17 protein-coding genes and 1 tRNA gene are annotated in these 21,438 nt (G+C 64.9%); 11 read left to right on the top strand and 7 right to left on the bottom strand.

The window, feature by feature from the left end:
- Positions 1-25: 25 nt before the first annotated feature.
- The gene (gene gorA / locus ACGYLC_RS10350) at positions 26-1,405 is read right to left on the bottom strand and encodes a glutathione-disulfide reductase (RefSeq protein ID WP_394422890.1); all 1,380 of its coding nucleotides are present in this window, start codon (positions 1,403-1,405) and stop codon (positions 26-28) included.
- Positions 1,406-1,522: 117 nt separating this feature from the next.
- The gene (gene rpiA, locus ACGYLC_RS10345; RefSeq protein WP_394400044.1) at positions 1,523-2,311 is read right to left on the bottom strand and encodes a ribose-5-phosphate isomerase RpiA; all 789 of its coding nucleotides are present in this window, start codon (positions 2,309-2,311) and stop codon (positions 1,523-1,525) included.
- A gap of 253 nt (positions 2,312-2,564) precedes the next feature.
- Between rpiA and ACGYLC_RS10340 the strand changes: the two genes are divergently transcribed.
- On the top strand, positions 2,565-3,938 hold the full coding sequence (locus ACGYLC_RS10340; protein ID WP_394422889.1) for an L-serine ammonia-lyase: 1,374 nt from the start codon (positions 2,565-2,567) through the stop codon (positions 3,936-3,938).
- Positions 3,939-4,032: 94 nt separating this feature from the next.
- Positions 4,033-4,944: a pirin family protein gene (locus ACGYLC_RS10335; protein WP_394400048.1), complete on the top strand. Its 912-nt coding sequence runs from the start codon at positions 4,033-4,035 to the stop codon at positions 4,942-4,944.
- Positions 4,945-4,963: 19 nt separating this feature from the next.
- On the opposite strand, the gene ACGYLC_RS10330 is transcribed toward ACGYLC_RS10335, so the two are convergent.
- The gene (locus tag ACGYLC_RS10330) at positions 4,964-5,548 is read right to left on the bottom strand and encodes a TetR/AcrR family transcriptional regulator (protein WP_394422888.1); all 585 of its coding nucleotides are present in this window, start codon (positions 5,546-5,548) and stop codon (positions 4,964-4,966) included.
- Positions 5,549-5,623: 75 nt separating this feature from the next.
- On the opposite strand from ACGYLC_RS10330, the gene ACGYLC_RS10325 reads away from it, so the two are divergent.
- The 8 genes from ACGYLC_RS10325 (at position 5,624) to ACGYLC_RS10290 (ending at position 14,393) form a co-directional block, all read left to right on the top strand.
- Positions 5,624-5,992 (top strand): hypothetical protein, encoded by a 369-nt coding sequence (locus ACGYLC_RS10325; protein WP_394422887.1) that lies wholly within the window; start codon positions 5,624-5,626, stop codon positions 5,990-5,992.
- A 116-nt stretch (positions 5,993-6,108) separates the two neighbouring features.
- A complete protein-coding gene (locus tag ACGYLC_RS10320; RefSeq protein WP_394422886.1) occupies positions 6,109-7,395 on the top strand; it encodes a homoserine dehydrogenase in 1,287 nt (428 codons plus the stop codon).
- 310 nt (positions 7,396-7,705) lie between these two features.
- Positions 7,706-8,668 carry a class II fructose-bisphosphatase gene (gene glpX / locus ACGYLC_RS10315; protein WP_394400056.1) on the top strand — a complete coding sequence of 321 codons (963 nt, stop codon included), beginning with the start codon at positions 7,706-7,708 and terminating at the stop codon, positions 8,666-8,668.
- A gap of 52 nt (positions 8,669-8,720) precedes the next feature.
- Positions 8,721-10,460, top strand: coding sequence for a single-stranded-DNA-specific exonuclease RecJ (gene recJ, locus ACGYLC_RS10310; protein WP_394422885.1), 1,740 nt, complete (start codon positions 8,721-8,723; stop codon positions 10,458-10,460).
- 116 nt (positions 10,461-10,576) lie between these two features.
- Positions 10,577-10,651: transfer RNA gene (locus ACGYLC_RS10305), tRNA-Glu, on the top strand.
- A gap of 626 nt (positions 10,652-11,277) precedes the next feature.
- Positions 11,278-11,994 (top strand): sugar transferase, encoded by a 717-nt coding sequence (locus ACGYLC_RS10300; RefSeq protein WP_394423025.1) that lies wholly within the window; start codon positions 11,278-11,280, stop codon positions 11,992-11,994.
- A gap of 71 nt (positions 11,995-12,065) precedes the next feature.
- On the top strand, positions 12,066-12,977 hold the full coding sequence (locus ACGYLC_RS10295; protein ID WP_394422884.1) for a CpsD/CapB family tyrosine-protein kinase: 912 nt from the start codon (positions 12,066-12,068) through the stop codon (positions 12,975-12,977).
- Between the two features lie 114 nt (positions 12,978-13,091).
- The gene (locus ACGYLC_RS10290) at positions 13,092-14,393 is read left to right on the top strand and encodes a GumC family protein (RefSeq protein WP_394422883.1); all 1,302 of its coding nucleotides are present in this window, start codon (positions 13,092-13,094) and stop codon (positions 14,391-14,393) included.
- A gap of 5 nt (positions 14,394-14,398) precedes the next feature.
- Here ACGYLC_RS10290 and ACGYLC_RS10285 read toward each other — a convergent pair whose 3' ends face one another.
- Positions 14,399-15,709, bottom strand: a complete 1,311-nt coding sequence (locus ACGYLC_RS10285; protein ID WP_394423024.1) for an oligosaccharide flippase family protein — start codon at positions 15,707-15,709, stop codon at positions 14,399-14,401.
- A 159-nt stretch (positions 15,710-15,868) separates the two neighbouring features.
- On the opposite strand from ACGYLC_RS10285, the gene ACGYLC_RS10280 reads away from it, so the two are divergent.
- Positions 15,869-17,074, top strand: coding sequence for a glycosyltransferase (locus tag ACGYLC_RS10280; RefSeq protein ID WP_394422882.1), 1,206 nt, complete (start codon positions 15,869-15,871; stop codon positions 17,072-17,074).
- Here ACGYLC_RS10280 and ACGYLC_RS10275 read toward each other — a convergent pair.
- Genes ACGYLC_RS10275 through ACGYLC_RS10265 form a run of 3 tightly spaced genes read right to left on the bottom strand, consistent with a single transcriptional unit; the run spans position 17,071 to position 21,436 of the window.
- Positions 17,071-17,925 (bottom strand): glycosyltransferase family 2 protein, encoded by an 855-nt coding sequence (locus ACGYLC_RS10275; protein WP_394422881.1) that lies wholly within the window; start codon positions 17,923-17,925, stop codon positions 17,071-17,073. The genes ACGYLC_RS10280 and ACGYLC_RS10275 overlap by 4 nt on opposite strands.
- Positions 17,916-20,495 (bottom strand): hypothetical protein, encoded by a 2,580-nt coding sequence (locus ACGYLC_RS10270; protein WP_394422880.1) that lies wholly within the window; start codon positions 20,493-20,495, stop codon positions 17,916-17,918. The genes ACGYLC_RS10275 and ACGYLC_RS10270 overlap by 10 nt, the downstream gene beginning before the upstream one ends.
- Positions 20,492-21,436 (bottom strand): hypothetical protein, encoded by a 945-nt coding sequence (locus ACGYLC_RS10265; protein WP_394422879.1) that lies wholly within the window; start codon positions 21,434-21,436, stop codon positions 20,492-20,494. Before ACGYLC_RS10265 ends, ACGYLC_RS10270 begins: the two co-directional genes overlap by 4 nt.
- Positions 21,437-21,438 lie beyond the last annotated feature (2 nt).

Genomic DNA, 21,438 nt, shown 5'->3' with positions numbered 1-21,438 from the left:
AAAATTGTACGCTTTCGCGTGATATTCAAGCCGTGCGGGTCGGATTACGCATCGTCACCAGTTCTTCGGACATGGTCGGGTGCACCGCGCAGGTGGCGTCGAACTGCTCTTTCGTGGCGCCCATCTTGACCGCGATGCCGACCATCTGGATCAACTCGCCCGCATTGGGTGCGACGATATGACAGCCCAGCACAACCCGCGTCTCGGCGCAGACGATGAGCTTCATCAGCACCCGGTCCGCCTTGCCCGCAAAGGCGCCCTGCATCGGTTTGAAGGAGGTCGCATAGACCTCGATCGGCCCCGCCTCCCGCGCGGCCTCCTCGCTCAGCCCCACGGTGCCCATCTCGGGCTGCGTGAAGATGGCCGAGGGCACCAGATCGTGATCCACCGGCGTCGGGTTGCCGCCAAAGACGGTTTCGACAAAGGCCATGCCTTCGCGGATCGCCACGGGGGTAAGGTTGATGCGGTTGGTCACGTCGCCGATGGCATAGACGGAAGGCACCGCCGTCTGGCTGTATTCATCTACTTCGATCTCACCGCTGCGGCCCAGCTTCACCCCCAGTTCTTCCAGCCCCATGTCATCGCTGTTTGGGCGGCGGCCTGTGGCAAAGAGCACTTGGTCGAACATCTTTTCGGTGCCGTTGGTCGGCTTGACCTTCATCGGGCCGCTGCCGTCTTCGTGGCTGGGCGACATTTCCAGAATATTGGTGCCCAGATGCAGGTCGATCCCCTTTTCCTGCATCATCTCGGCCACCATGCCGCGGGCTTCGTCGTCAAAGCCGCGCAGGATCTGCGCGCCGCGGTAGTATTGCGTCACCTCGACACCCAAACCATTGAGGATACAGGCGAATTCACAGGCGATATAGCCGCCGCCGATGATGAGGATCGACTTGGGCAGTTTTTCCAGATGGAACAGATCGTCAGAGACCAGCCCCAATTCCGCATTCTCGATCTCGGGGCGCACGGGGCGGCCACCGCTGGCGATGAGGATGTGTTTCGCGGTCTTCTCGGTGCCGTCGGACAGGGCCACGGTATGGGGGTCTTTGATCCGCGCGCGGGTGTCGAATGTGTCGACGCCGGAGTTCTTCAAAAGCTTGCGATAGACACCTTCGAGGCGGTCCAACTCAGTGTTCAGACGGCCCTTGAAGTCATGCCAGTCAAACGGCCCGGCCTTGAGATCCCAGCCAAAGCATTTCGCCTCATCCACCACGTCGGCATAGCCCGAGGCAAAGACCATCAGCTTTTTCGGCACGCAGCCCCGGATCACGCAGGTGCCGCCATAGCGGTCTTCCTCGGCCAGTCCGACCTTGGCGTCATGTTCGCCCGCCGCGACACGCGCCGCGCGCACACCGCCCGAGCCGCCACCGATGACAAACAGGTCGTAGTCGAATTCATTCTTGGCCATTGGGCGCCTCTCTCAGTCGTTTTGGGTCTCGCGCGGGATCGCGCATATTTCGGTCTTGCGCGGGATCGCGCATGTTTCGGTGTTGCGCGGGATCGCGCGTGTCTCACTCTGGGTGCGTTAATCGCTCAGGTCGGAAAACAGATTGTCGGTCTCGACGAATTCCAAGCGGTCGGTCGCCACGGTGCCTTCATTTATGTCGCGCACCTCGACCCTGCCATCCCCGTAGCCGATCACAACCGCGTCACAGATATCTATGAACAGACCGTTTTCCACCACGCCGGGCATCTGATTCAGCACCAGCGCCAATTGCCGTGCGTTGCCGATGCGCCCCAGCCGCAGGTCCAGAATGTAGTTCCCCTCGTCCGTGATGAAAGGCACCTCGCCGTTCATCCGCAGGGTCGAGCTTTGGCCCAGCACATCCATCGAGATCAATGTCTCTTCGACCAGCGCCTGCGTGGTCTGCCAGCCAAAGGGAATCACTTCGATCGGCAGGGGGAATGCGCCCAGATGATGCACCTCCTTGCCTATATCGGCGATCACCACCATCTGGTCGCTGGCCGTCGCCACGATCTTTTCTTGCAGCAGGGCCCCACCGCCGCCCTTGATCAGGTTCAGGTCACCGTCGAATTCATCCGCCCCGTCAATCGTCAGGTCGAGCCATTTCGCCTCATCGAGCGAGATCACCTCGATCCCCACATCCCGCGCCAGTTGCGCCGTGCGCGAGGAGGTCGGCACCCCTTTGATCCGCAGCCCATCGTCGCGTACCATCTCGCCCAGACAGCGCACCAGCCACGCCGCCGTCGATCCGGTGCCAAGCCCCACGCGCATCCCGTCTTCCACGAAGTCGCACGCCCGTTTCGCAGCCACGAATTTGGCCTTGTCGATCGGTGATAGGTCTCCGGACATCGGGTGCTCCCTTGCAGGCGTTTGCCGCGTTATAGGGCGAATTGGCATAGGGTGCGAGGGGCAAGTCGGCGGTTTTTGCCGGTGCCGCAGGCCGACAGGACGGGCAGAGCGCACGGCCTGTCGCTTTCGGCGCGCCGCAGGACGGCGGGAAATGGTTGGATCGGGCCCAGGCCGCTTGCAATGCGCCAAAGGTCTGGGCGATACCCGTCTCACCGCGCCCGCCACCCGCAACCATAAAAGGGTCCGCCACCTGATGTTTCTTTCGGTCTTCGACATGTTCAAAGTGGGCATCGGCCCCTCGTCTTCGCATACCATGGGGCCGATGGTGGCGGCCGGGCGCTTCCTTGACCAGATGCGCGCATCGCCCTTTCAATTCGCCGGGCTGCGCGCCTCGCTGCATGGCAGTCTGGCCTTCACCGGCGTGGGCCATGCCACCGACCGCGCCACGATCCTCGGCCTCGCCGGGTTCACGCCCGAGGACTATGACGCCGAAGCCGCCGAGAGGGTGTTGGAAGAGATCAAACAGACCCGCCGCATCAGCGTCGACGGCCTGCCCGAACTGCGCTTTGACCCTGAGCGCGACATGATCTTTGACTATGACACCAAGCTTACAGGCCATGCCAACGGCATGATGCTGATGGCCACCGATGCCCAAGGCGACGTTGCCCTGCGCGAGACCTATTATTCCATCGGCGGCGGCTTCGTGATGACCGAAAAGGAACTGGCCGCGGGAAAGGACACGGATGAGGGCGCGCCGGTGCCCTTCCCCTTCAAGTCCGCCGCGGAGATGCTTGAGATGTCGGCCAAATCCGGTAAAACCATCGCGGGCATGAAACGCGCCAATGAAGAGGCCCGTGGCGGGGCCGAGAACCTGCGCGCCGGCAGCAAACGGCTGTGGCAGGTCATGCGTGACTGCATCGACCGGGGGCTGACCTCCGAGGGCACCCTGCCCGGCGGGCTCAATGTGAAACGCCGTGCCAAGGGCATTTACGACGCGCTGATGGCGGAGCGCGGACAGAACCAATCCGCGCCGCATACGATCAACGATTGGATGAGCGTCTATGCCATGGCCGTCAACGAGGAGAACGCCGCTGGCGGGCAGGTCGTGACCGCGCCGACCAACGGCGCCGCAGGTGTGATGCCCGCCACCCTGCGCTATTACCTCGACCACGTCCCCGGCGCGTCAGAGGCGCATATCGAAGACTTCCTGCTGACCGCCGCCGCGATTGGCGGGCTGGTGAAATACAACGCCTCGATCTCAGGCGCCGAGGCGGGCTGTCAGGCCGAAGTCGGCAGCGCCGCCGCCATGTCCGCCGCCGGGCTCTGCGCCGTGATGGGCGGCACCCCGCAGCAGATCGAAAACGCCGCCGAAATCGCGCTGGAGCATCACCTCGGCATGACCTGCGACCCGGTCAAAGGGCTGGTGCAGGTGCCTTGTATCGAGCGCAACGGCTTGGGCGCGATCAAGGCGGTCTCGGCGGCCTCTCTAGCGCTGCGCGGCGACGGCACGCATCTTGTGCCGCTCGATGCCTGTATTGAAACCATGCGCCAAACGGGCGCGGACATGAGCGAGAAGTACAAGGAAACCTCCCTCGGCGGGCTGGCGGTGAATGTGCCGAATTGCTGAAGCTGCGCAAATTTGCACAGCCTCCGTTCGCCGGGGCCAATTGTTGAGGTGACCGCCACCGCCTATCTTCTAAGCAACCGCAAAGGAGAGCATCATGTCCCTCAGACCCACATTGGAAACCCGTCGCGCCACGCCCACGATGGAAGGCGCCGGGGTGAAACTGCACCGCGCTTTCGGCTTCCACGATCCGTCGGAGCTTGACCCCTTTCTGCTGTTCGACGACTTTCGCAACGAGCACCCGCGCGACTTCGAAAAGGGCTTCCCTTGGCACCCGCACCGCGGGATCGAGACGATCACCTATGTGCTCGAAGGCACCGTGGCCCATGCGGATTCGCTCGGCAATACCGGCGATCTCAACGCGGGCGACGTGCAGTGGATGACCGCCGGATCGGGCATCCTGCACCAAGAAATGCCACGCGGGAACGACAAGGGGCAGATGCACGGCTTCCAGCTTTGGGGCAACCTGCCCTCGGCCCAGAAGATGACCGCACCGCGTTATCAGGATATGAAATCCGCCGATATCCCGGTGGTGACCGATGACGACGGCACGAGGGTCAAGATCATCACCGGCGAGTTCTGGGGCAAACGCGGCCCCGTCGACGGCATCGCCGCCGATCCGCAGTATCTGGATGTCTTCGTGCCTGCGGGCGTGAAAAAGACCTTTCGCATCGACACCTACCGCCGGGCCTTTGCCTATGTCTTCCAAGGCGCGGGCGCTTTCGCCGATGCCTCCGCCCCTTCGGGCGTGCTGCTTGAGAAAGAGGTCGCCGGCGAAGAGGTCAACATCCGCGACATGTCGGGCGATCGGACGCTGATCCGCTTTGGCACCGGCGATGAGGTCACGGTGCAGGCCGGTGAGGAAGGGGTGCGTTTCCTGCTGATCTCGGGCGCGCCGATTGAAGAGCCGGTGGCGTGGCACGGGCCGATCGTGATGAACACCCGCGCCGAGATACAACAGGCAATGCGGGATCTGAACAACGGGACTTTCATCCGCCCCGCCCATTGACCCAAAGGGCCGTGGCCGCTCAGGCGGTCACGGCTTTGCGCACCATATCCCAATATTGTGCTACGACCTCGTCCAGCGACAGCCGTCCGCCCGCGCGATACCAAGTATTCACCCCCGTCAGCATCGCGATGATCGCCAGCGTCACGATCTTGGTATCGGCGACGGCGCAATCGCCACTGGCCACCCCGGCGCGCAGGATCGCTTCAAGGCGGTCCTCATAGTCGCGGCGCAGCCGCTCGATCACGGCAAAATTCTCCTCCGTGAGGTTGCGCAGCTCCATATAGGCGATGAAAACCTCATCGGGCCGATCCGCGTGAAACCGGATGTGGAAGGCCACGAAATCCTGCAACTGCTGCATGGCGGGGCGGCTGGGGTCATGGGGTGTTTCGGCCAGCAGATCGGTCATATGCGCCTGCATCAGGTCGAACAACAGACTCTGCTTGTCGGGCGTGTAGTTATAGAGCGCCCCGGCCTGCACGCCGACTTCGGCGGCGATGGCACGCATGGACACGGCGGCATAGCCGCCCCGTGCGAAAAGCCGCAGCGCGGCTGCGCGGACACGCGGGCCGGTGATATCGGAGTGGGAGCCTGTGGTTCTTGCCATGGCGGCAATTTAATGAACAAGCGTTCAAAAGCAAACCCCGCTTGCGCGAAGATCACGGCTGGGGCAGAACGAGGCATGACCCAAGCGCGCCTCCCCCGCCCCCTTTCAACCATCGCCCTGTTTCTGGGCGTCTCGCTGCTGGCGGGCTGCACGCAGTTTCCCGCGCTCGACCGCACGATCACGCCTGAACTGGAGGCCGCCCCCTACCCCGATCTGGTCCCGATCGACCCGCTTTTGGCCAAGGCCACCGCCGGGCGGATTGACCCGGCGCGGACCGAGGCGGCGCTCACGGGGCGCGCGGCCAATCTCGAAGCCCGCGCGGCGCGGCTGAGCCGCACGAGCACCCAATCCGCCACTGCCGCACGGGTGGCGCGGCTCAGAGCGCGTGCCGCCGAGCTACGGCGCGCACGCCAAGCCGCCGAGACCAGCGAAAGCGCTGAATAAACGGGCATCCCCGTGATGCGTATGCGCGTTGCACGCAGGCGCCGAACCCGCTACATCGCGGCTATGCCCGGCCCCGCCTGCCGGGCCTTTCGGATCAGACCAGAAGGACCACCGCCATGTTTAAGCCGCTTCGCCTCGGGATTGCCGGATTGGGAACCGTGGGCGTGGGTGTGCTGCGCATTCTGCGCCAGCAGGCCGCCCTGTTAGAGGCCCGCACCGGCTGCGCGATGACGGTCTCGGCGGTTTCTGCCCGCACTCGGAACAAGGATCGCGGGCTGTCGCTGTCTTCCTATGATTGGGAGGATGACCCCGTCAAATTGGCGACCCGCGACGACGTGGACGTTTTCGTGGAACTCATGGGCGGCGCGGATGGCCCCGCCAAGGCCGCGACCGAAGCCGCGCTGGCGGCGGGCAAACATGTGGTCACCGCGAACAAGGCGATGCTGGCAATGCACGGCCAAGCGCTGGCCGAACAGGCCGAAGGCGCAGGCGTGGCGCTGCGCTATGAGGCCGCCGTGGCGGGCGGCATTCCGGTCATCAAGACGCTGATGGAGGGGCTGGCCGGGAATGAGATCACCCGGATCATGGGTGTGATGAACGGCTCGTGCAACTACATCCTCACGCGGATGGAGGATTCGGGCAAAACCTATCAAGAGATCTTCGCCGAGGCCGATGGGCTGGGCTATCTCGAAGCCGACCCGCAATTAGATGTGGGCGGCATCGACGCGGCGCATAAGCTGGCGATCCTGTCCTCTATCGCCTTCGGCACCAAGATCGACTTTGACGGCATCCAGCTTGAGGGGATCGAGCGGGTCGCCATCGAAGACATCCGCGCCGCCGCCGATATGGGCTATAAGATCAAATTGCTGGGCGTGACCCAGAAAACCGGGCGCGGGCTGGAACAGCGGATGATGCCCTGCCTTGTGCCGCAGACCTCGCCCTTGGGGCAACTTGACGGCGGCACCAATATGGTGGTGATCGAAGGCGATGCCGTGGGCCAGATCGTGCTGCGCGGTGCAGGCGCGGGCGAAGGGCCGACGGCCAGCGCCGTGATGGCCGATGTCTGCGACATCGCGCGCGGGTTGCGCGGGCCGGTCTTTGGCCAACCTGCCGAAACGCTTGAGCAAACCACCCCCGCCAGCAGCCAGCGCCCTGCCCCCTACTACCTGCGCATGGCGCTGGTCGACAAACCCGGTGCATTGGCGAAGATCGCCACAGTGCTAGGCGAAGCGGGTGTGAGCATCTACCGGATGCGCCAGTATGAACATGCCGATGTCTCGGCCCCCGTGCTGATCGTGACCCACAAGACCAGCCGCGACGCGCTGCTGGAAGCGCTGGCGAATATGGACAAAACCGGCGTGCTGGCCGGTGAACCGGTGGCGCTGCGCATCGAAGAGGTCTGAACGGAGAGGGCCATCGCCCGCCCGCGGGTGGGCGATCCAACTGCGCTACCTGCCACTCTATGGCTCAGCCATGGTGTGCGCCCGAGGGAACCACAAAATCGCCTATCCGGTCGTGTCCGAGGTGCGCCGTAAATGACGGCACGCCTTCGGCGTGACGGGGCGGGCAGGCGATGGCCCGGCGGCCGCGGCTTGATTCCGGGCCGGGGTGGCAGTTTCGACCGAAGTGGCAGCCGCTCTCCCAACCCAAAACTTGCCCCGAGGCCCGCGCGAGGGTACAGGACAGAAAACACATTGCACCCAAGGACACTCCATGACCGCTTCCGCCGAATTCCAAGACCGTATGCTCTCTCTGGGCCTCGCCCGCGTATCCGAAGCCGCCGCGCTGGCCTCGGCCAAGCTGATCGGCAAGGGTGACGAGAAAGCCGCCGACCAAGCCGCCGTGAACGCCATGCGCGAACAGCTCAACATGCTCGATATCGCAGGCGTCGTGGTCATCGGCGAAGGTGAGCGGGACGAGGCCCCGATGCTCTATATCGGCGAAGAGGTCGGCACCGGCAACGGCCCCGGCGTGGACATCGCGCTCGACCCGCTGGAAGGCACCACGCTGACCGCCAAGGACATGCCCAACGCGCTGACCGTGATCGCCATGGGCCCGCGCGGCTCCATGCTGCACGCGCCGGACACCTATATGGACAAGCTGGCGATCGGCCCGGGCTTCGAGACCGATGTCGTCACCCTCGACATGAGCCCCGGTGAACGTGTCGAAGCGCTGGCCCGCGCCAAGGGCTGCGCGGCGTCCGACATCACCGTTTGCATCCTCGAACGCCCCCGCCACGCCGATATGATCGCCGAGGTCCGCGCCACCGGTGCGGCCATCCGTCTGATCACCGATGGGGACGTGGCGGGCGTGATGCATTGCGCCGACCCCGAAACCGGCATCGACATGTATATGGGCCAAGGCGGCGCGCCCGAGGGCGTCTTGGCCGCCGCGGCGCTGAAATGCATGGGCGGGCAGATGTACGGCCGCCTGCTGTTCCGCAACGAAGACGAAAAGGGCCGCGCCGCCAAGGCCGGGATCACCGAGTTCGACCGCATCTATTCGCGCGACGAGATGGTCACCCAAGACGTGATCTTTGCCGCGACAGGCGTCACCGGCGGCAACATCCTGCCGGGCGTGAAACGCGAGCCGGGCTGGCTGACCACCGAGACGCTGATCATGCGCTCGCGCACCGGCTCGGTCCGTCGCATCAACTACCGCACCCCGGCGGAGTGAGGGCCAGACTGGCCCTCCCCACCCCCTTCCATAACGGCCAAATGAGGTCCGCATGAGCTTTCTCGGTGTCGAAACATCTTTGACCGGGCGGCGCTGGATCGGTCCTGACGTGGAACTGACCCGCGCGGCGGAACTGCTGGTGCAGCGCGCGGGCCTGCCCGACCCGGTGTGCCAAGTGCTGGCGCTCCGCGGCGTGGTCGATGCCCAAGCGGCGGGCTTTCTGGCCCCCGCCCTGCGCGACCTGCTGCCCGATCCCCGCTCCCTGCGCGATATGGAGCCGGCGGCGACGCGGTTTCTTTCGGCCCTGCAAAACCGCGAGCGCATCGCGATTTTCGCGGATTATGACGTGGACGGCGGCTCTTCCGCCGCGCTGCTGCTGGTCTGGCTGCGCGACATGGGCCACCGTGCAACCCTCTATATCCCCGACCGTATCGACGAGGGCTATGGCCCGAATGACGAGGCGATGTCCGCCCTCGCCGCCGAGCACGACCTGATCGTCTGTGTCGACTGCGGCACGCTGTCCCATGGCCCCATCGCCGCCGCCAAGGGCGCGGATGTCATCGTGCTTGACCACCACTTGGGCGGCGAAACGCTGCCCGATGCGCTGGCCGTGGTGAACCCCAACAGACAGGACGAAGACGGCACGCTGGCGCATCTCTGCGCCGCTGCAGTCGTGTTCTTGATGCTCGTCGAAGTGGGGCGGCAACTGCGCGAAGCGGGGCGCAAGGGGCCGGACCTGCTGGCGATGCTCGATCTGGTGGCGCTGGCCACCGTCGCCGATGTGGCCCCGCTCACCGGCGTCAACCGCGCCTTCGTGCGTCAGGGGCTCAAGGTCATGGCCCGGCGCGCCCGGCCCGGTCTTGCCGCCCTTTCAGATGTAGCGCGGATGGACACCGCCCCCACGGCCTATCACCTCGGCTTTCTGCTCGGCCCCCGCATCAACGCGGGCGGGCGCATCGGGCAGGCCGACCTTGGCGCGCGGCTTTTGGCCACTGCCGATCCGCATGAGGCCGCGGCCCTCGCCGAACGGCTCGACCAGCTCAACACCGACCGCCGCGAGGTTGAGGCCGCCGTGCGCGCCAGCGCCATGGCACAGGCCGAAGAACGCGGCTTTGACGGGCCGCTGGCATGGGCCGCTGGCCCCGGCTGGCACCCCGGCGTGGTGGGCATCGTCGCCTCACGCCTGAAAGAAGCCGCCAACCGCCCCTCTATCGTCATCGGCATCGAAGACGGCATCGGCAAGGGCTCGGGCCGCTCGATCAGCGGCATCGACCTCGGCGCGCCGATCCAACGCCTTGCCGCCGAAGGGCTGCTGATCAAGGGCGGCGGGCACAAGATGGCAGCAGGGCTGACCGTGGCGGAAGACAAAATCGAAGCGGCGATGGCGCGCTTGGGCGAATTGCTCACCAAACAGGGCGCGCATTTGGCCGGACCTGCTGACCTTAACCTCTGCGGTATGATGATGCCCGGCGCGGCCACCGTGGAACTGGCCGAGATGGTCGACCAAGCCGGCCCCTTCGGCGCCGGCGCCCCTGCCCCGCGCTATGCCTTTGCGGACATGCAAATCCGCTTTGCCAAACGGGTGGGCGAGAACCACCTGAAAGTGAGCTTTGGCGACGGGCTGGGCGCGAACCTCGAGGCGATTTCCTTTGGCGCCTATGATGGCCCTCTCGGGCCCGCGCTGGAAAACCACGGCGGCGCGCGTTTCCACCTCGCAGGCCGTCTCGACATTAACAATTTCCGCGGTCGGCGGACCGTTCAACTGCGTTTGGAAGACGCCGCACGGGCCTGAAAACTTTTTCTGAAGAAACTTCATTTTTCCGCTTGCAGCCCCCCGCAGTATTACTTAAACGTCCGCTCACAGACAGAGCAGCACACACCAAACGCTGCACTGACCTGACAAAGAGTGGCCCGTTCGTCTATCGGTTAGGACGCCAGGTTTTCAACCTGGAAAGAGGGGTTCGATTCCCCTACGGGCTGCCACTTTTATCCCCCTCCAAAAGCAGAGATTAGCCCCAGAGGCCTCGAAGAATCCCCTCGGAATCGCGCCGTCGGTCTGGGGCTTTTCGCAGACGCCAATCCGCTGTCCGCGCCCAACTGTCGCCCATTTATCGCGCTGACATTATTGTGAGAATTGCGCGTTGGGCGGCGGTTTGCGCCTCGGTCTTCACCTCGTCCAAACGCGCATAGGCTGGCGGAAATCTTGCTGCTGAAGGAACCGATGTACCCGCTCCCTGAAGTCCGGGAATCCATAAATATTATCCATATCAATTACTTAACAACCTAGTTCCGCCGCAAATGCGTTCTACAGCATCGCAGGCCGCATGCTCCTCCCGCCCCATGAACCTCCCACAACGCCCCCAAATCGCTGGAAATTCCCCACCAACCCGCCGCCCCGCGAAACAATCTGTTTCCCAGAAAAAGGATCGAATAAGGCGAAAAGGTGGTAACAAATCATACATATCCTACCTGAACGTATAGGCCGGATAGGCTGTTGAGTTGGAACGGTGTGAAAGCGCCGTGGACCGGATCGGTCCGAATGAATGCGATGGAACCCCGGGGGGTTTGGAATGAAGTACTTTGACGCACACAGCCATGCCTATGGCTCGATGGAAGTGATCGCCGGTCCGGTGCTGGGCCGCGCGCAGCCTGCCGTGGCGGGGGCTGCCGTTTTGCCCACGCCGCGCGCGCTGGCGGCCCTTCGTCTGCGTCCGACCGGCCTTTATGGCCGCTACGCGAAACCGCTGCTCGACCGGCTGCTGATCCTCGCGTCCCTGCCCATCGCTCTGCCGATCATCGCGCTTTGCGCGCTGGCGTTGTGGATCGAAAGCGGTCAGCCCTTTTATACGCAAAAGCGCCTTGGCCGGGGGGGCAAAGGCTTCTCCATCCTGAAGCTGCGCACCATGGTGCGCGATGCCGACGCGGTCCTGGAAGGCTACCTCGCCGCGAACCCGGCGATGCGCGCCGAATGGGATGAGATGCAAAAGCTGAAAGACGATCCGCGCATCACGCGGGTGGGCGCTTTCCTGCGGGCAACCTCGCTGGATGAGCTGCCGCAGCTTTGGAACGTGCTGAAAGGCGACATGAGCCTGATCGGCCCGCGCCCCATGATGCCCGACCAGCTTGAAATGTACGGCGATGCGAAAGCCTATTTCGCACTGCGCCCCGGCATCACCGGTTTGTGGCAGGTCTCGGCGCGCAACAACAGCCGTTTCACCTACCGCAATGAGGTCGACGCCGCCTATCGCCGCAACCTGTCGCTGCCGATGGACTTGACCATTCTGCTGAAAACCGTTGGCGTCGTCTTGCGCCGGACCGGGTGCTGAGCGATGCTCGCCGCGCCCGGCAATAGTGAGAAATTCAGCGCCTTATGTTCAAAAAATCGAAAGGGAAGACGATGAGAGACCTCTACGCATCCGATGCCCTCGGCGCGGACAACAGCGATGTGACGGCGCAATTCGGCGGCCCGGGGATGCGCCACAGCATCCGCCCGCGCCGCACCGTGATCGACCATGAGGATGAGTTCGACGGCGATTTCACCGAAGGCGATCTGACTTTCGAAGACAGCCTGCCCGCCGCCCCTGCCGTGTCCCGCTACATCGGGGACGCGCGCGCACCGCGCTGGCAAGACCTGCCCATCGCCACCCCCGGCCCCGGCGGCGACATGCCACTGGTCGATGATCACCGCAACAGCGCCGCCGCGCGGGCCTTTGACCTGCTGCGCACGCGCCTGCGTCAAACCACGTTAGAACATCGCTGGGTCAATATCGCCGTCACCGCCCCCACCTCGGGCTGCGGCAACAGCTTTTCGGCGACCAATTTGGCGCTGAGCCTTTCGCGGGTGCCGGGTTCGCGCACCGTGTTGATGGACATGAACATGCGCAGCCCCGGTCTGGCCCGCGCCTTTGACATGCACGCCCCCGGCGCGATGAGCGATCTGCTCAGTGGCCGTGCCGACCTCGGCAAGGGGATGTTGCGGGTGAGCGACACGCTGGCCCTCGGCCTGAACGACCGGGCCGAAGTGAACGCCGCCGAAATCCTGCAAGACAGCGCCACGGCGGAAACCCTGCTGCGCCTGCGCGCCTCGCTCCAGCCTGAAATCGTCCTCTACGACATGCCGCCGATGTTGGAGCATGACGATCTCTCGGCCTTCTTGCCGCAATTGGACGGTGTTTTGCTGATCTCCGACGGCAGCCAGACCATGGCGCGTCACCTGCGCGAATGCGAACGGATGCTCGAAGGTCAGGTGCCGCTTCTGGGCATCGTGCTGAACCGGGCGCGGGCCTCCAGCCTGCCGAAATATGCCTGACACCCCCTGTCGCCGTCCTTGCTTGCGCCCTATTATCGCCCAAGTCATCTGATCTAGGCAGGGAAACTCCGCCGGGCAACGGTCGGGGGCTTTGAGCAGGTTGGAAAGAGGCACATGGGACCGATCTATACATTCGATGACATCATCGACATGATCCGCCGCCGCGCGGGTGTGATCATTTTGATCACACTTATGGGCTGCATCGCCTCGGTCTATTGGGCGCTTTCGACGCCGCATGTCTACCAATCTTCCGAAGTTATCCAGATCGAGCAGCCAAAAATCGCCAATGATCTGGCCCCCTCCACGGTCGAAGGCTCTTCGGCGCGCCGTTTGCAATTGATCGAACAGCAGTTGATGGCGCGCGGCACCTTGGTCGATATCATTCAACGCTTTGATCTTTATGGCGATCTGACCGCATTGCGCATGTCGGAAAAGGTTGATCTGCTGCGCCGTTCGGTCACCATCACCGGCGTGGCCGCCCCGCGCGAGGGCTTTGCCGATGACGGCACCATCTCGGTCATGACCTTCACCGCCGAGATGGACAACCCCGCCGATGCGCAGGCCGTGGCCCGCGAATTCGCTGACCGCACGCGCCAGATGTCCGCCGCCCGACGTCAAAGCCAGACGCAAGAAACCTTGGAGTTTTTCCAGCGCCAAGAGCAGAACCTGATCCGCGACATTTCGGAGCTTGAGGCCGAATTGGCGGATTATCGCACCGAAAACGACCTCTCGCTCGAAGGCAGTCTTGAGTTTCGCCGCGGCGAGATCAGCAGTCTCAATGACGCCATTCTTGAACTTGACCGTGAAATCATCGCCACGCGGCTGGCGCGCGACCGGGTCAACCCCGATGCCCGCGCCGCCACCATCGCCCGCGAACAGGCCGAGCTGGATGCCACGCTGGAAAGCCTGACCACGCAGCGCGACCTGCTGCAAGAACAGCGCGAAGCCCTGACCGCCAGCCTGCAAACCTCGCCCGAGGTTGAGCGGGAGCTGGCCCGGTTCGACCGCCGCCTGACCCAGTTGCAAGATCAGTTGGAGGTGATCACCGCCCGCCGGAACGAGGCAGAGGTAGGCTTTTCGCTCGAATCCGATCAAAGGGGCGAGAAGCTGATCACGTTGGAGCAGGCCGAATTGCCCGATTACCCCGTATCGCTCAGCCGCAAGAAACGCGCGGCGGTGGGCGGGATGGCCAGCGTGGCGCTGGCGCTGATCGTGGCCTTCCTGCTGGAACTGCGCCGCCCGGTGATCCGCTCGGCCCGGCAGATGACACGCGAGACGGGGTTGATCCCTGTCGTCTCGATCCCCGATCTTAGCCCGCGCGAAAAGCGCCGCACCTTGGGCAAAGTCTGGCAGGAGCGTTTGAAGGCTGGCAAAGAAGGCCGCGCCGCGCGGATGGCCCGCAAGCAAAAGAGCTGAACCCCTTAGACCGTGGCGCTCAGCCCCAACACCCGGTCCCAATGCAACCAAAGCGCCAGCGCGCCGAGCGCCAGCCCCGAGAGGGTAAAGAACAGATCATGCCGCGCGTCCCAGACGCCATGCGCCCGTGCGAGCCAGATCAGCACCAGATGCGACAGCACCATCGCGGCCCCCAAGCCTATGAGCGCCCCCGGCAAACCGGCAGTGATCACCCCCAGCAGCAGCAGCCCCACCTGCAGGCTGGCCCTTGACGCCGAAGAGATGAAGAACCGCCGCGAATCCCCCGCGGCAAGGGCCGCTTGATCATAGGTCATCCCGATCACCTGTGGCATCAGCGCCAGCGCCAGCAGCACCAGAATCGCGCCGCTTTGCAGGTAGCGCGGGTCATAGAGGACCGAGACCAGCCACGGCCCCGCAAGCGCCATGACCACCAAAAGCGCCAGCAGCCCGCCGCTCAACCCATAGCGCATCCGCTTGAGCTTGGGATGGTCGCCGCCCCCCGCCTCTCGGTAGATCGGGATCATCACCCGCCCGGTGACATTCTGGCCCAGCAGCAGCGGAAAGCTGGCCAGAAAATAGCCGATATTGTAGATGCCCAACCCTTCGAGCGAGAGGAACTTGCCCAAGATCGCCTTGTCCCCCTGGCTGGCAAAGAACCAGAACATGGTCGACAGGAAGATCCATTTGCCGAAATGCACCAACTCGCGCACCGCCGGACGCTCCCAGCGAAAACGGTTGCCCGGCCCCGGCAGGAAGGCATGGGTCAGCGCCAGTTTCGCCAAGGCGCTTACCACGCCGCCGACCACCAGCGCCGCCACCGATTGATAGAGCGCCGCGCCCAGGATCATCACCACAATGCCGATCACCTGCGATGTCAGGTCCAGCAGCGTGAGCCGCCCCATTTGCAGATGCCGATGCGCCGTTTCGATCCGCGTTGGGTTGAACCCGGCGACAATCAGGCTCAGCGCCGCGATGGGGAGATAGGTCAGCAGCAAAGGCTCATCGTAAAATGCCGCCACCGGCCATGCCAGCGCCGTGGCGGCAAGCCACAGACCGCCCCCCCGGATTGCTTGGATTGTCCAAGCGGTATCGAGAAAATCCCGATCATCGCCACGCTTGCTCTGCGCGATGGAGGGGGCGATGCCCACGTCCGAGAACAGCGTCAGCCCGACGATCACCACCTGTATCAGCGCCATCAGGCCAAAGGCTTCGGGAAAGAGCAGCCGCGTCAGGATCAGGTTCGACGCCAGCCGGATCGCCTGCGACCCGCCATAGCCCAAGACGATCCAAGAGGTCGAGCGCAGCGCCCGTGCCATCAGGCGATTGCCCGTTACCGCTTGGGAAAGCTTGGAAAACACCCGTTGCTGCGCCTTTGTTAGTTCTTTGCGAAAGCCTAAAGCCTTGCCCGCCCTTGTGCCAGTGGCAAGCGGGCGGGTAACTAGGTTTATCAGCCCCAAGCCAAGGCCGCACCGCCCGTGAAGATCGCCTATATCCTCAACACCTATCCGCAGCCCTCGCATTCCTTCATCCGGCGCGAGATCGCGGCGCTAGAGGCGGCGGGCCATGAGGTGGACCGTTTCGCCATGCGCGGCCCCGATGTCCCTTTGGTCGATCCGCAGGACAAGGCCGAGGCGGCAGCGACCCATTATGTGCTGGCCGCCGGTGGCAGCGCCCTCGCCCGTGCCAGTCTGCGCATGATGCTGCGCGCGCCGCGGCGGTTCGGCCAAGCACTGCGCGATGTCTGGCAAGCCGCCCGACGGGCCGAGACGGGGCTGGCCCGCCATCTGATCTATCTCGCCGAAGCCTGTTATCTGCGCACCCGGCTTGAGGGCAGTGACACCCAGCATCTGCACGCCCATTTCGGCACCAACGCCGCGATGGTGGCGATGCTTTGCCATAGGCTGGGCGGGCCGCGCTATAGTTTCACCACCCATGGGCCCGAGGAATTTGACAGCCCGCGCGCCCTTTCGCTCGGTCCGAAAACCCACCACGCGGCCTTCGCCGTGGCGATCAGCCAGTTCGGGCGCAGCCAGCTGTGCCGTTGGGCGGACCCGGCGGATTGGCCGCGCATCAAGGTCGTGCATTGCGGCATCGAGCCCGCCAAATTCCCGGCCCCCGCCCCCCTCTCCGATGGCCCGCGCCGCCTTGTCTCTATCGGCCGGCTTGTAGAGCAGAAAGGCCAGCTTGCTCTGATCGACGCCATGGCCCGGCTCCGCGAGAGCCACCCCGATCTGCATCTGACCCTGATCGGCGACGGCCCCCTGCGCGGCCCGATCGAGGCCGAGGTCGCCCGCCACGGCCTGCAAGAACGCGTCACCCTGACCGGCTGGGTCGATGAAGCCCGCGTGACGGCGGAACTCGGCGTCGCCCATGCGCTTGTGATGCCCAGTTTCGCCGAAGGTCTGCCCATGGTGGTGATGGAGGCGATGGCCGCCGCCCGACCCGTGATCGCCACCTATATCGCAGGCACGCCGGAATTGGTGCAGCCGGGAGAGACCGGATGGCTCGTGCCCGCAGGCGACGTGGCAGCCTTGGCCAAGGCGATGGCCGCCCTGCACGACGCCCCCCTCACCGCGTTAGAGGAAATGGGCACAAAAGCCCGCACGCGGGTGTTTGCACGCCATGATGTCGCCCGAGAGGCCGCGAAACTCGCCCAGCACATGCAAGAGGCCGCCCGCTAGCGCCCCCGCACCCAACGGTTCGCACTGCGCAGGACCGGCGCATGGATCGTGAGGCGCACGGCCACAAAGACCAGCGCGCCCAAGGGATCGGCCAACGCGCGCTGCCAAAAGGGGCGCAGTCGGTCATGGGGATCGTCGTTGCGCATCAATTCAGGGAACAGCCGCGCCACTTCGGCCACGCCTGCATCCTGTCGCCGTCGCACCCGCACCAGTGGCGCGAAACCTTCGATCATCGGCCAGTCATAGCGGGCGGGCACGGCGATGCGCTCTTCGGGGCGAAAGTTCAGCCGCGCGAAAGTGTCGTCCGAGATGATATCGGGCCACGCCCCCCACCGCGCCCGCCCGGCGCGGTTCATCGCAAAGACGCCAAAGCCCGGCACGCCATGGGTCATGAACCCGGTCGTGCGCCAAAACCGCGTGTAATGGCGCGTCACCCAATCGCCCGAGGTCGTCACCCGCGGCACCCCGCTACCATAGCGCGGCGCCTCCCCCGCCAGCGCCTTTTCCAGTTGGCTCAGCAAGGGCGGTGAAACCAGCACATCGGCGTCGAGATAGACCAGCACCGCCCCCCGCGCCGCCGCCTCGCCCGCGTTCCATGCACCAAGCTTGCTGCCTTGGGCCAGTTCCAACACCCGCAACCCCCAGCCCCGCGCCTCGAACGACGGGATCGCCGCGCGGGCGCGTTCGGCGGTATCGTCCGAGCAGCCATTGGCCACGACAATCACCTCCACCGGCCCCGCCAGCGGTGCGGAGGCGCTGAGCGCGTCGAGGCAGGCGGGCAGCCAGTCGGCCTCATCATGGGCGGGGATCATCACGCTCACCCCGTGGAACGCGCCGCTGGTCATTTCCATGCGGCCAAAGCGTCCCACCGCGGATTGTCATCCGCCAGATAGCGCAGCGCCCCCCAAGAGCCCCATTTCGTCGGCGCATAGACATCGGCGTAATGGGTGAAAAGCTGCCCGCCCACGGCCAGCCAGCCCGCCATCAGATCGGCATAGAGCGCGCCCATCTCGGGGGTGTAGTTCAGATGGTGGAAGAAGGCGGTCAGCGCTTCGTCATTCACCTGCGCGCCGAGGCCAACCACATGGCTGCCGCCTTCGTACATCACCAGATCGAGGTCGTGCGCCCGGGCCACGGCAGCGTGATGGGGCCAAACGCGGCCAATGAGATCGGCCAGCGTGTCAGTTTTCAGCCCACTGCGGAGCGCCTCCGCCGCGCGGGCCGTGGCCGCGTCAAAGCGGTGAGCCGCGATATAATCAGCCAAAGCCGCGCCGCTCAGCCCCCGTGCCTCCCCTTCGGCGCGGGCCTTGGCAAGGCTATCGGCCAGCCAGCCGCTGACCATTTCGGCATTCTCCTCCAACCCTAGCACGCCGCCGAAATACCCGGTGATCGCATAGGCATCGAAGGCGGTGGCGGGGGCGCTGTTGCCTGCCTGCTCAGCCACGTAGAGCGGCGCTTCCAAGGCTTCGCGCTCAAGCCCCAGCCACCCGGTTTGGCTCGCGATCACATTGCGCAGCCGTGCCTTGGCCTCTCCGCCAAAGACATCCGTCCAGATGCGCGCCACGTCGGCGGCCCGCAGACCGTAGAACTGCATTCCCTTCTCGGCCTCATCCCAGCGGGCCTGCGCCATCTCATCGGCCCATTGGGTCTGGGCGAATTGCCAGTTCCACACCTCGTTCGAGAACTCCACATAGGCTTTGCGTTCGCCCGCCAACGCCTCTTCGACATAGGTCGCGAAAGCGGTCACATAGCCATCATCCGCCAGATGCGGCATGTTGAACCACGGGTCGATCCCCAGTTCATTGGCCAACGCGACCATCACCTCCACCGGGACACCGCGCAGGGCATAGGTCACGTCCTCGGGCCGCGGGCGGTCCTCCCAGGTGGCGATGGGGCTGTCGTTGGTGGCCATCCAATCCATGAAGCGCAGCACCTTCATCCCCGTCAGATGCTGCGTCCAATCGGGGTTGAACCGCGCGCCAACGTCGTAATCGGCCACGCGGTCTTCGCGGACCACGGTGATCTCGCGCGGCGGGTTGTTCCGGTGCATACGCTGGATGCGAATGTCGACACTGCCCGGCCCCGGCGCATAGTCGAACCGCACCTCGTTGCCGCCATAGCGCACATTCTCGGCGCGGCCCGTCACCTCGATCACGCCCTTCCCTTTGAAGCGGAGCAAATAGCGACCCTTCAGCGTCATTGCCTGCGCTGGCATGTCGGTGAGGATCAGCGTGCCGATGCTGCCAAGTTCACGCGGCATCTTCACCGGCCAGCCCTCGGCGTCGAGATAGCCGCCTTCGACCAGCTGCGCATATTCCATACCGCCAAAGCGCCCGGCCACATGCCCAAGCCACGGGCGGGCGGTTTTCATCAGGTCGAGGAATGGGGCCTGCACGCTCCAATCCGCAATGGCGGCGAGGCCGATGCCCATGTCACGGGTGCCGGCGACGGCCGCTTCGGGGGCCGTGATTTCAAAAGGGGCTGACGGATCGAGAGGTTTTGCCGCCTCGGGCGCATCGCTGGCCGGGCTGGGCGCGGGCGGGCCGGTCGGGGCAATCGGCGCGGTCTGGGCGTTGTCCTTGGCCACGGGCCGCGTCGCGGGGGGCACCGGCATCACGGCACCGCCCTGATAGTCGCGCACCGCCTCCCAGGCCACCCGCTGTAGGGCGCGGGCAAGATCGGGCTCCGGCGTGTCGAAAGCCTTGCCCCAGCGGTCATTGAAATCCGTCGGCAGACCCAGCGGGTCTGTGCCTGTGAGCGTGGCATATTGCACCATTGCGACGAAGTAATGGCCGAGGTCGTTCAGGTGAATGTCATCGGCAAAGAGCGCGTCGATCCCGGTCAGCTCGGGGAGGTTATCGGCGGCGATTTCATCATAGAGCCGGGCCATCGCTTGCCCGGCTGGGATCACCTCGATCGAGGCTTTCTCCGAACTGCGCCCGGCGCGCACCGCCGATACGATCCCCTCCCAGGCGGGCAGATCGCTGTCCAACCTTTCGCGCCACGGGATATGGGCGTGATCGTCATAGGCTACCGCCTCCCCGCTGCCGCTTTTCAGCGAATGCCAAGTCTCTTGGAGATAGACTTTCACTTCCGGATTGGCCGCTGCAGCAAGCCCCAAAAAGGCCTGCGCATAGACTTCGGTGTCCGACCAGCGGGTATGATTGGCCAGCGGGATCGCCTCGGTCAGGATGAGATGGGTGACGTCCCCCTCGGGCAGCAGCGCGCGGGCATCGACACCCTCGGCCCGGTCCGATTCATCCCAATTGTAGCGCAGAGGCGCGCCGTTGATGATCTGCGCGCGCACCTCGCCTTGGCCCACCCCGGCGCGCAGCGCCTCTTGCAGCATATCCGGCCCATCGGCCCCGAAAAGACTGTGCCCCACCATCAGGACCGAGAACAGCCCGCCCAGACCGCTCATGCCGCGACCCCGCTGTCGGGATGGGCGCGGACCACGTCCCAGACCACCCGCTGCATCAGCCGCGCGGCCTCCGCGCTTGGGGCCTGCGCCGCGGTGCCGTCGGCGCGCAGCAATTCGTGCGGCAATCCTGCCGGGTCGCGGTGATAGAGGGTCGCGTAATGGGTCAGCGCCACGAGGTAAGCCCCCTGATCGTTGAAGTGGATCGTATCGGGGCGGCCATTCTCATCGCGCGAAAAGAGGTCATGCAGGCTGATGATACCGCCCACCCCGCCAGCGGCGCCGACCGCACGGACAAAGGCCGCCATGACCTGCCCCGCGGGGATCAGATGAATGGGCACCTCCGTTTGCTGCAAGGCGGGATAGATCACCTGCCGCCGCCAGTATTTCTCCAAGTCCCGGTCGATGCGGTTCAGCCAGCCGTGACCGTCATCCGTATGGTGCCAAGTCTCATAAAGGTAGACGCGGGTGTCGGGCCGGGCTGCATGGGCCAGCCGCGCCCAATGGGCAAGGTAATCGGGGCTGTCGTGATAGCGGATGGCATCGGCAATCTCGACCATTTCGGTCAGCACCACCGCGTCGTAATCGCCCGAGCCAATGGCCGCCCGGGCGGGCCGGTGCCGCGCGTGATCGTTGGACCGCTCGAACCCGTTCACAGGCACATCCGGCGCCCAATGGTCGCGCAGCGAACTGCCCCAGCCGGTCTGGCTGTGATAGCCATGCCCCGCCCCCGCCAACTGCGCCAGCATCGCGGGCATGTCCCGACCCACCAGCGAATGCCCCAGATGATAGACCTGCATCGGACCCGAAGGCGCGCTCAGCGGCGTGGCATAGAGTTCCTCCGCCCGGTCCTGCAACTGCGCCCGGCGAAAGACCCAAGACCCGCCGCCGAGGCTAGCAAGCGCGGCGCCCCCCAGAAAGAGACGGCGTGAGAGTGCGACCATGA

This window comes from Sulfitobacter sp. 1A12157 (assembly GCF_043557345.1).
GTDB lineage: Bacteria > Pseudomonadota > Alphaproteobacteria > Rhodobacterales > Rhodobacteraceae > Sulfitobacter.
Note: the sequence above shows the minus strand (reverse complement) of the source record. Positions and strands in the feature narration are given on the sequence as shown.

Bases quoted from the DNA above. Each gene is read 5' to 3' on its own strand.
- ACGYLC_RS10300 (WP_394423025.1), top strand. From the start codon at position 11,278: ATGGAAGTGATCGCCGGTCCGGTGCTGGGCCGCGCGCAGCCTGCCGTG.
- ACGYLC_RS10265 (WP_394422879.1), bottom strand. From the start codon at position 21,436: ATGGTCGCACTCTCACGCCGTCTCTTTCTGGGGGGCGCCGCGCTTGCT.
- recJ (WP_394422885.1), top strand. From the start codon at position 8,721: ATGAGCTTTCTCGGTGTCGAAACATCTTTGACCGGGCGGCGCTGGATC.
- ACGYLC_RS10285 (WP_394423024.1), bottom strand. From the start codon at position 15,709: ATGGCACGGGCGCTGCGCTCGACCTCTTGGATCGTCTTGGGCTATGGC.
- rpiA (WP_394400044.1), bottom strand. From the start codon at position 2,311: ATGTCCGGAGACCTATCACCGATCGACAAGGCCAAATTCGTGGCTGCG.
- gorA (WP_394422890.1), bottom strand. From the start codon at position 1,405: ATGGCCAAGAATGAATTCGACTACGACCTGTTTGTCATCGGTGGCGGC.
- ACGYLC_RS10295 (WP_394422884.1), top strand. From the start codon at position 12,066: ATGAGAGACCTCTACGCATCCGATGCCCTCGGCGCGGACAACAGCGAT.
- ACGYLC_RS10275 (WP_394422881.1), bottom strand. From the start codon at position 17,925: ATGGAAATGACCAGCGGCGCGTTCCACGGGGTGAGCGTGATGATCCCC.
- ACGYLC_RS10290 (WP_394422883.1), top strand. From the start codon at position 13,092: ATGGGACCGATCTATACATTCGATGACATCATCGACATGATCCGCCGC.
- ACGYLC_RS10270 (WP_394422880.1), bottom strand. From the start codon at position 20,495: ATGAGCGGTCTGGGCGGGCTGTTCTCGGTCCTGATGGTGGGGCACAGT.
- ACGYLC_RS10325 (WP_394422887.1), top strand. From the start codon at position 5,624: ATGACCCAAGCGCGCCTCCCCCGCCCCCTTTCAACCATCGCCCTGTTT.
- ACGYLC_RS10330 (WP_394422888.1), bottom strand. From the start codon at position 5,548: ATGGCAAGAACCACAGGCTCCCACTCCGATATCACCGGCCCGCGTGTC.
- ACGYLC_RS10335 (WP_394400048.1), top strand. From the start codon at position 4,033: ATGTCCCTCAGACCCACATTGGAAACCCGTCGCGCCACGCCCACGATG.
- ACGYLC_RS10320 (WP_394422886.1), top strand. From the start codon at position 6,109: ATGTTTAAGCCGCTTCGCCTCGGGATTGCCGGATTGGGAACCGTGGGC.
- glpX (WP_394400056.1), top strand. From the start codon at position 7,706: ATGACCGCTTCCGCCGAATTCCAAGACCGTATGCTCTCTCTGGGCCTC.
- ACGYLC_RS10340 (WP_394422889.1), top strand. From the start codon at position 2,565: ATGTTTCTTTCGGTCTTCGACATGTTCAAAGTGGGCATCGGCCCCTCG.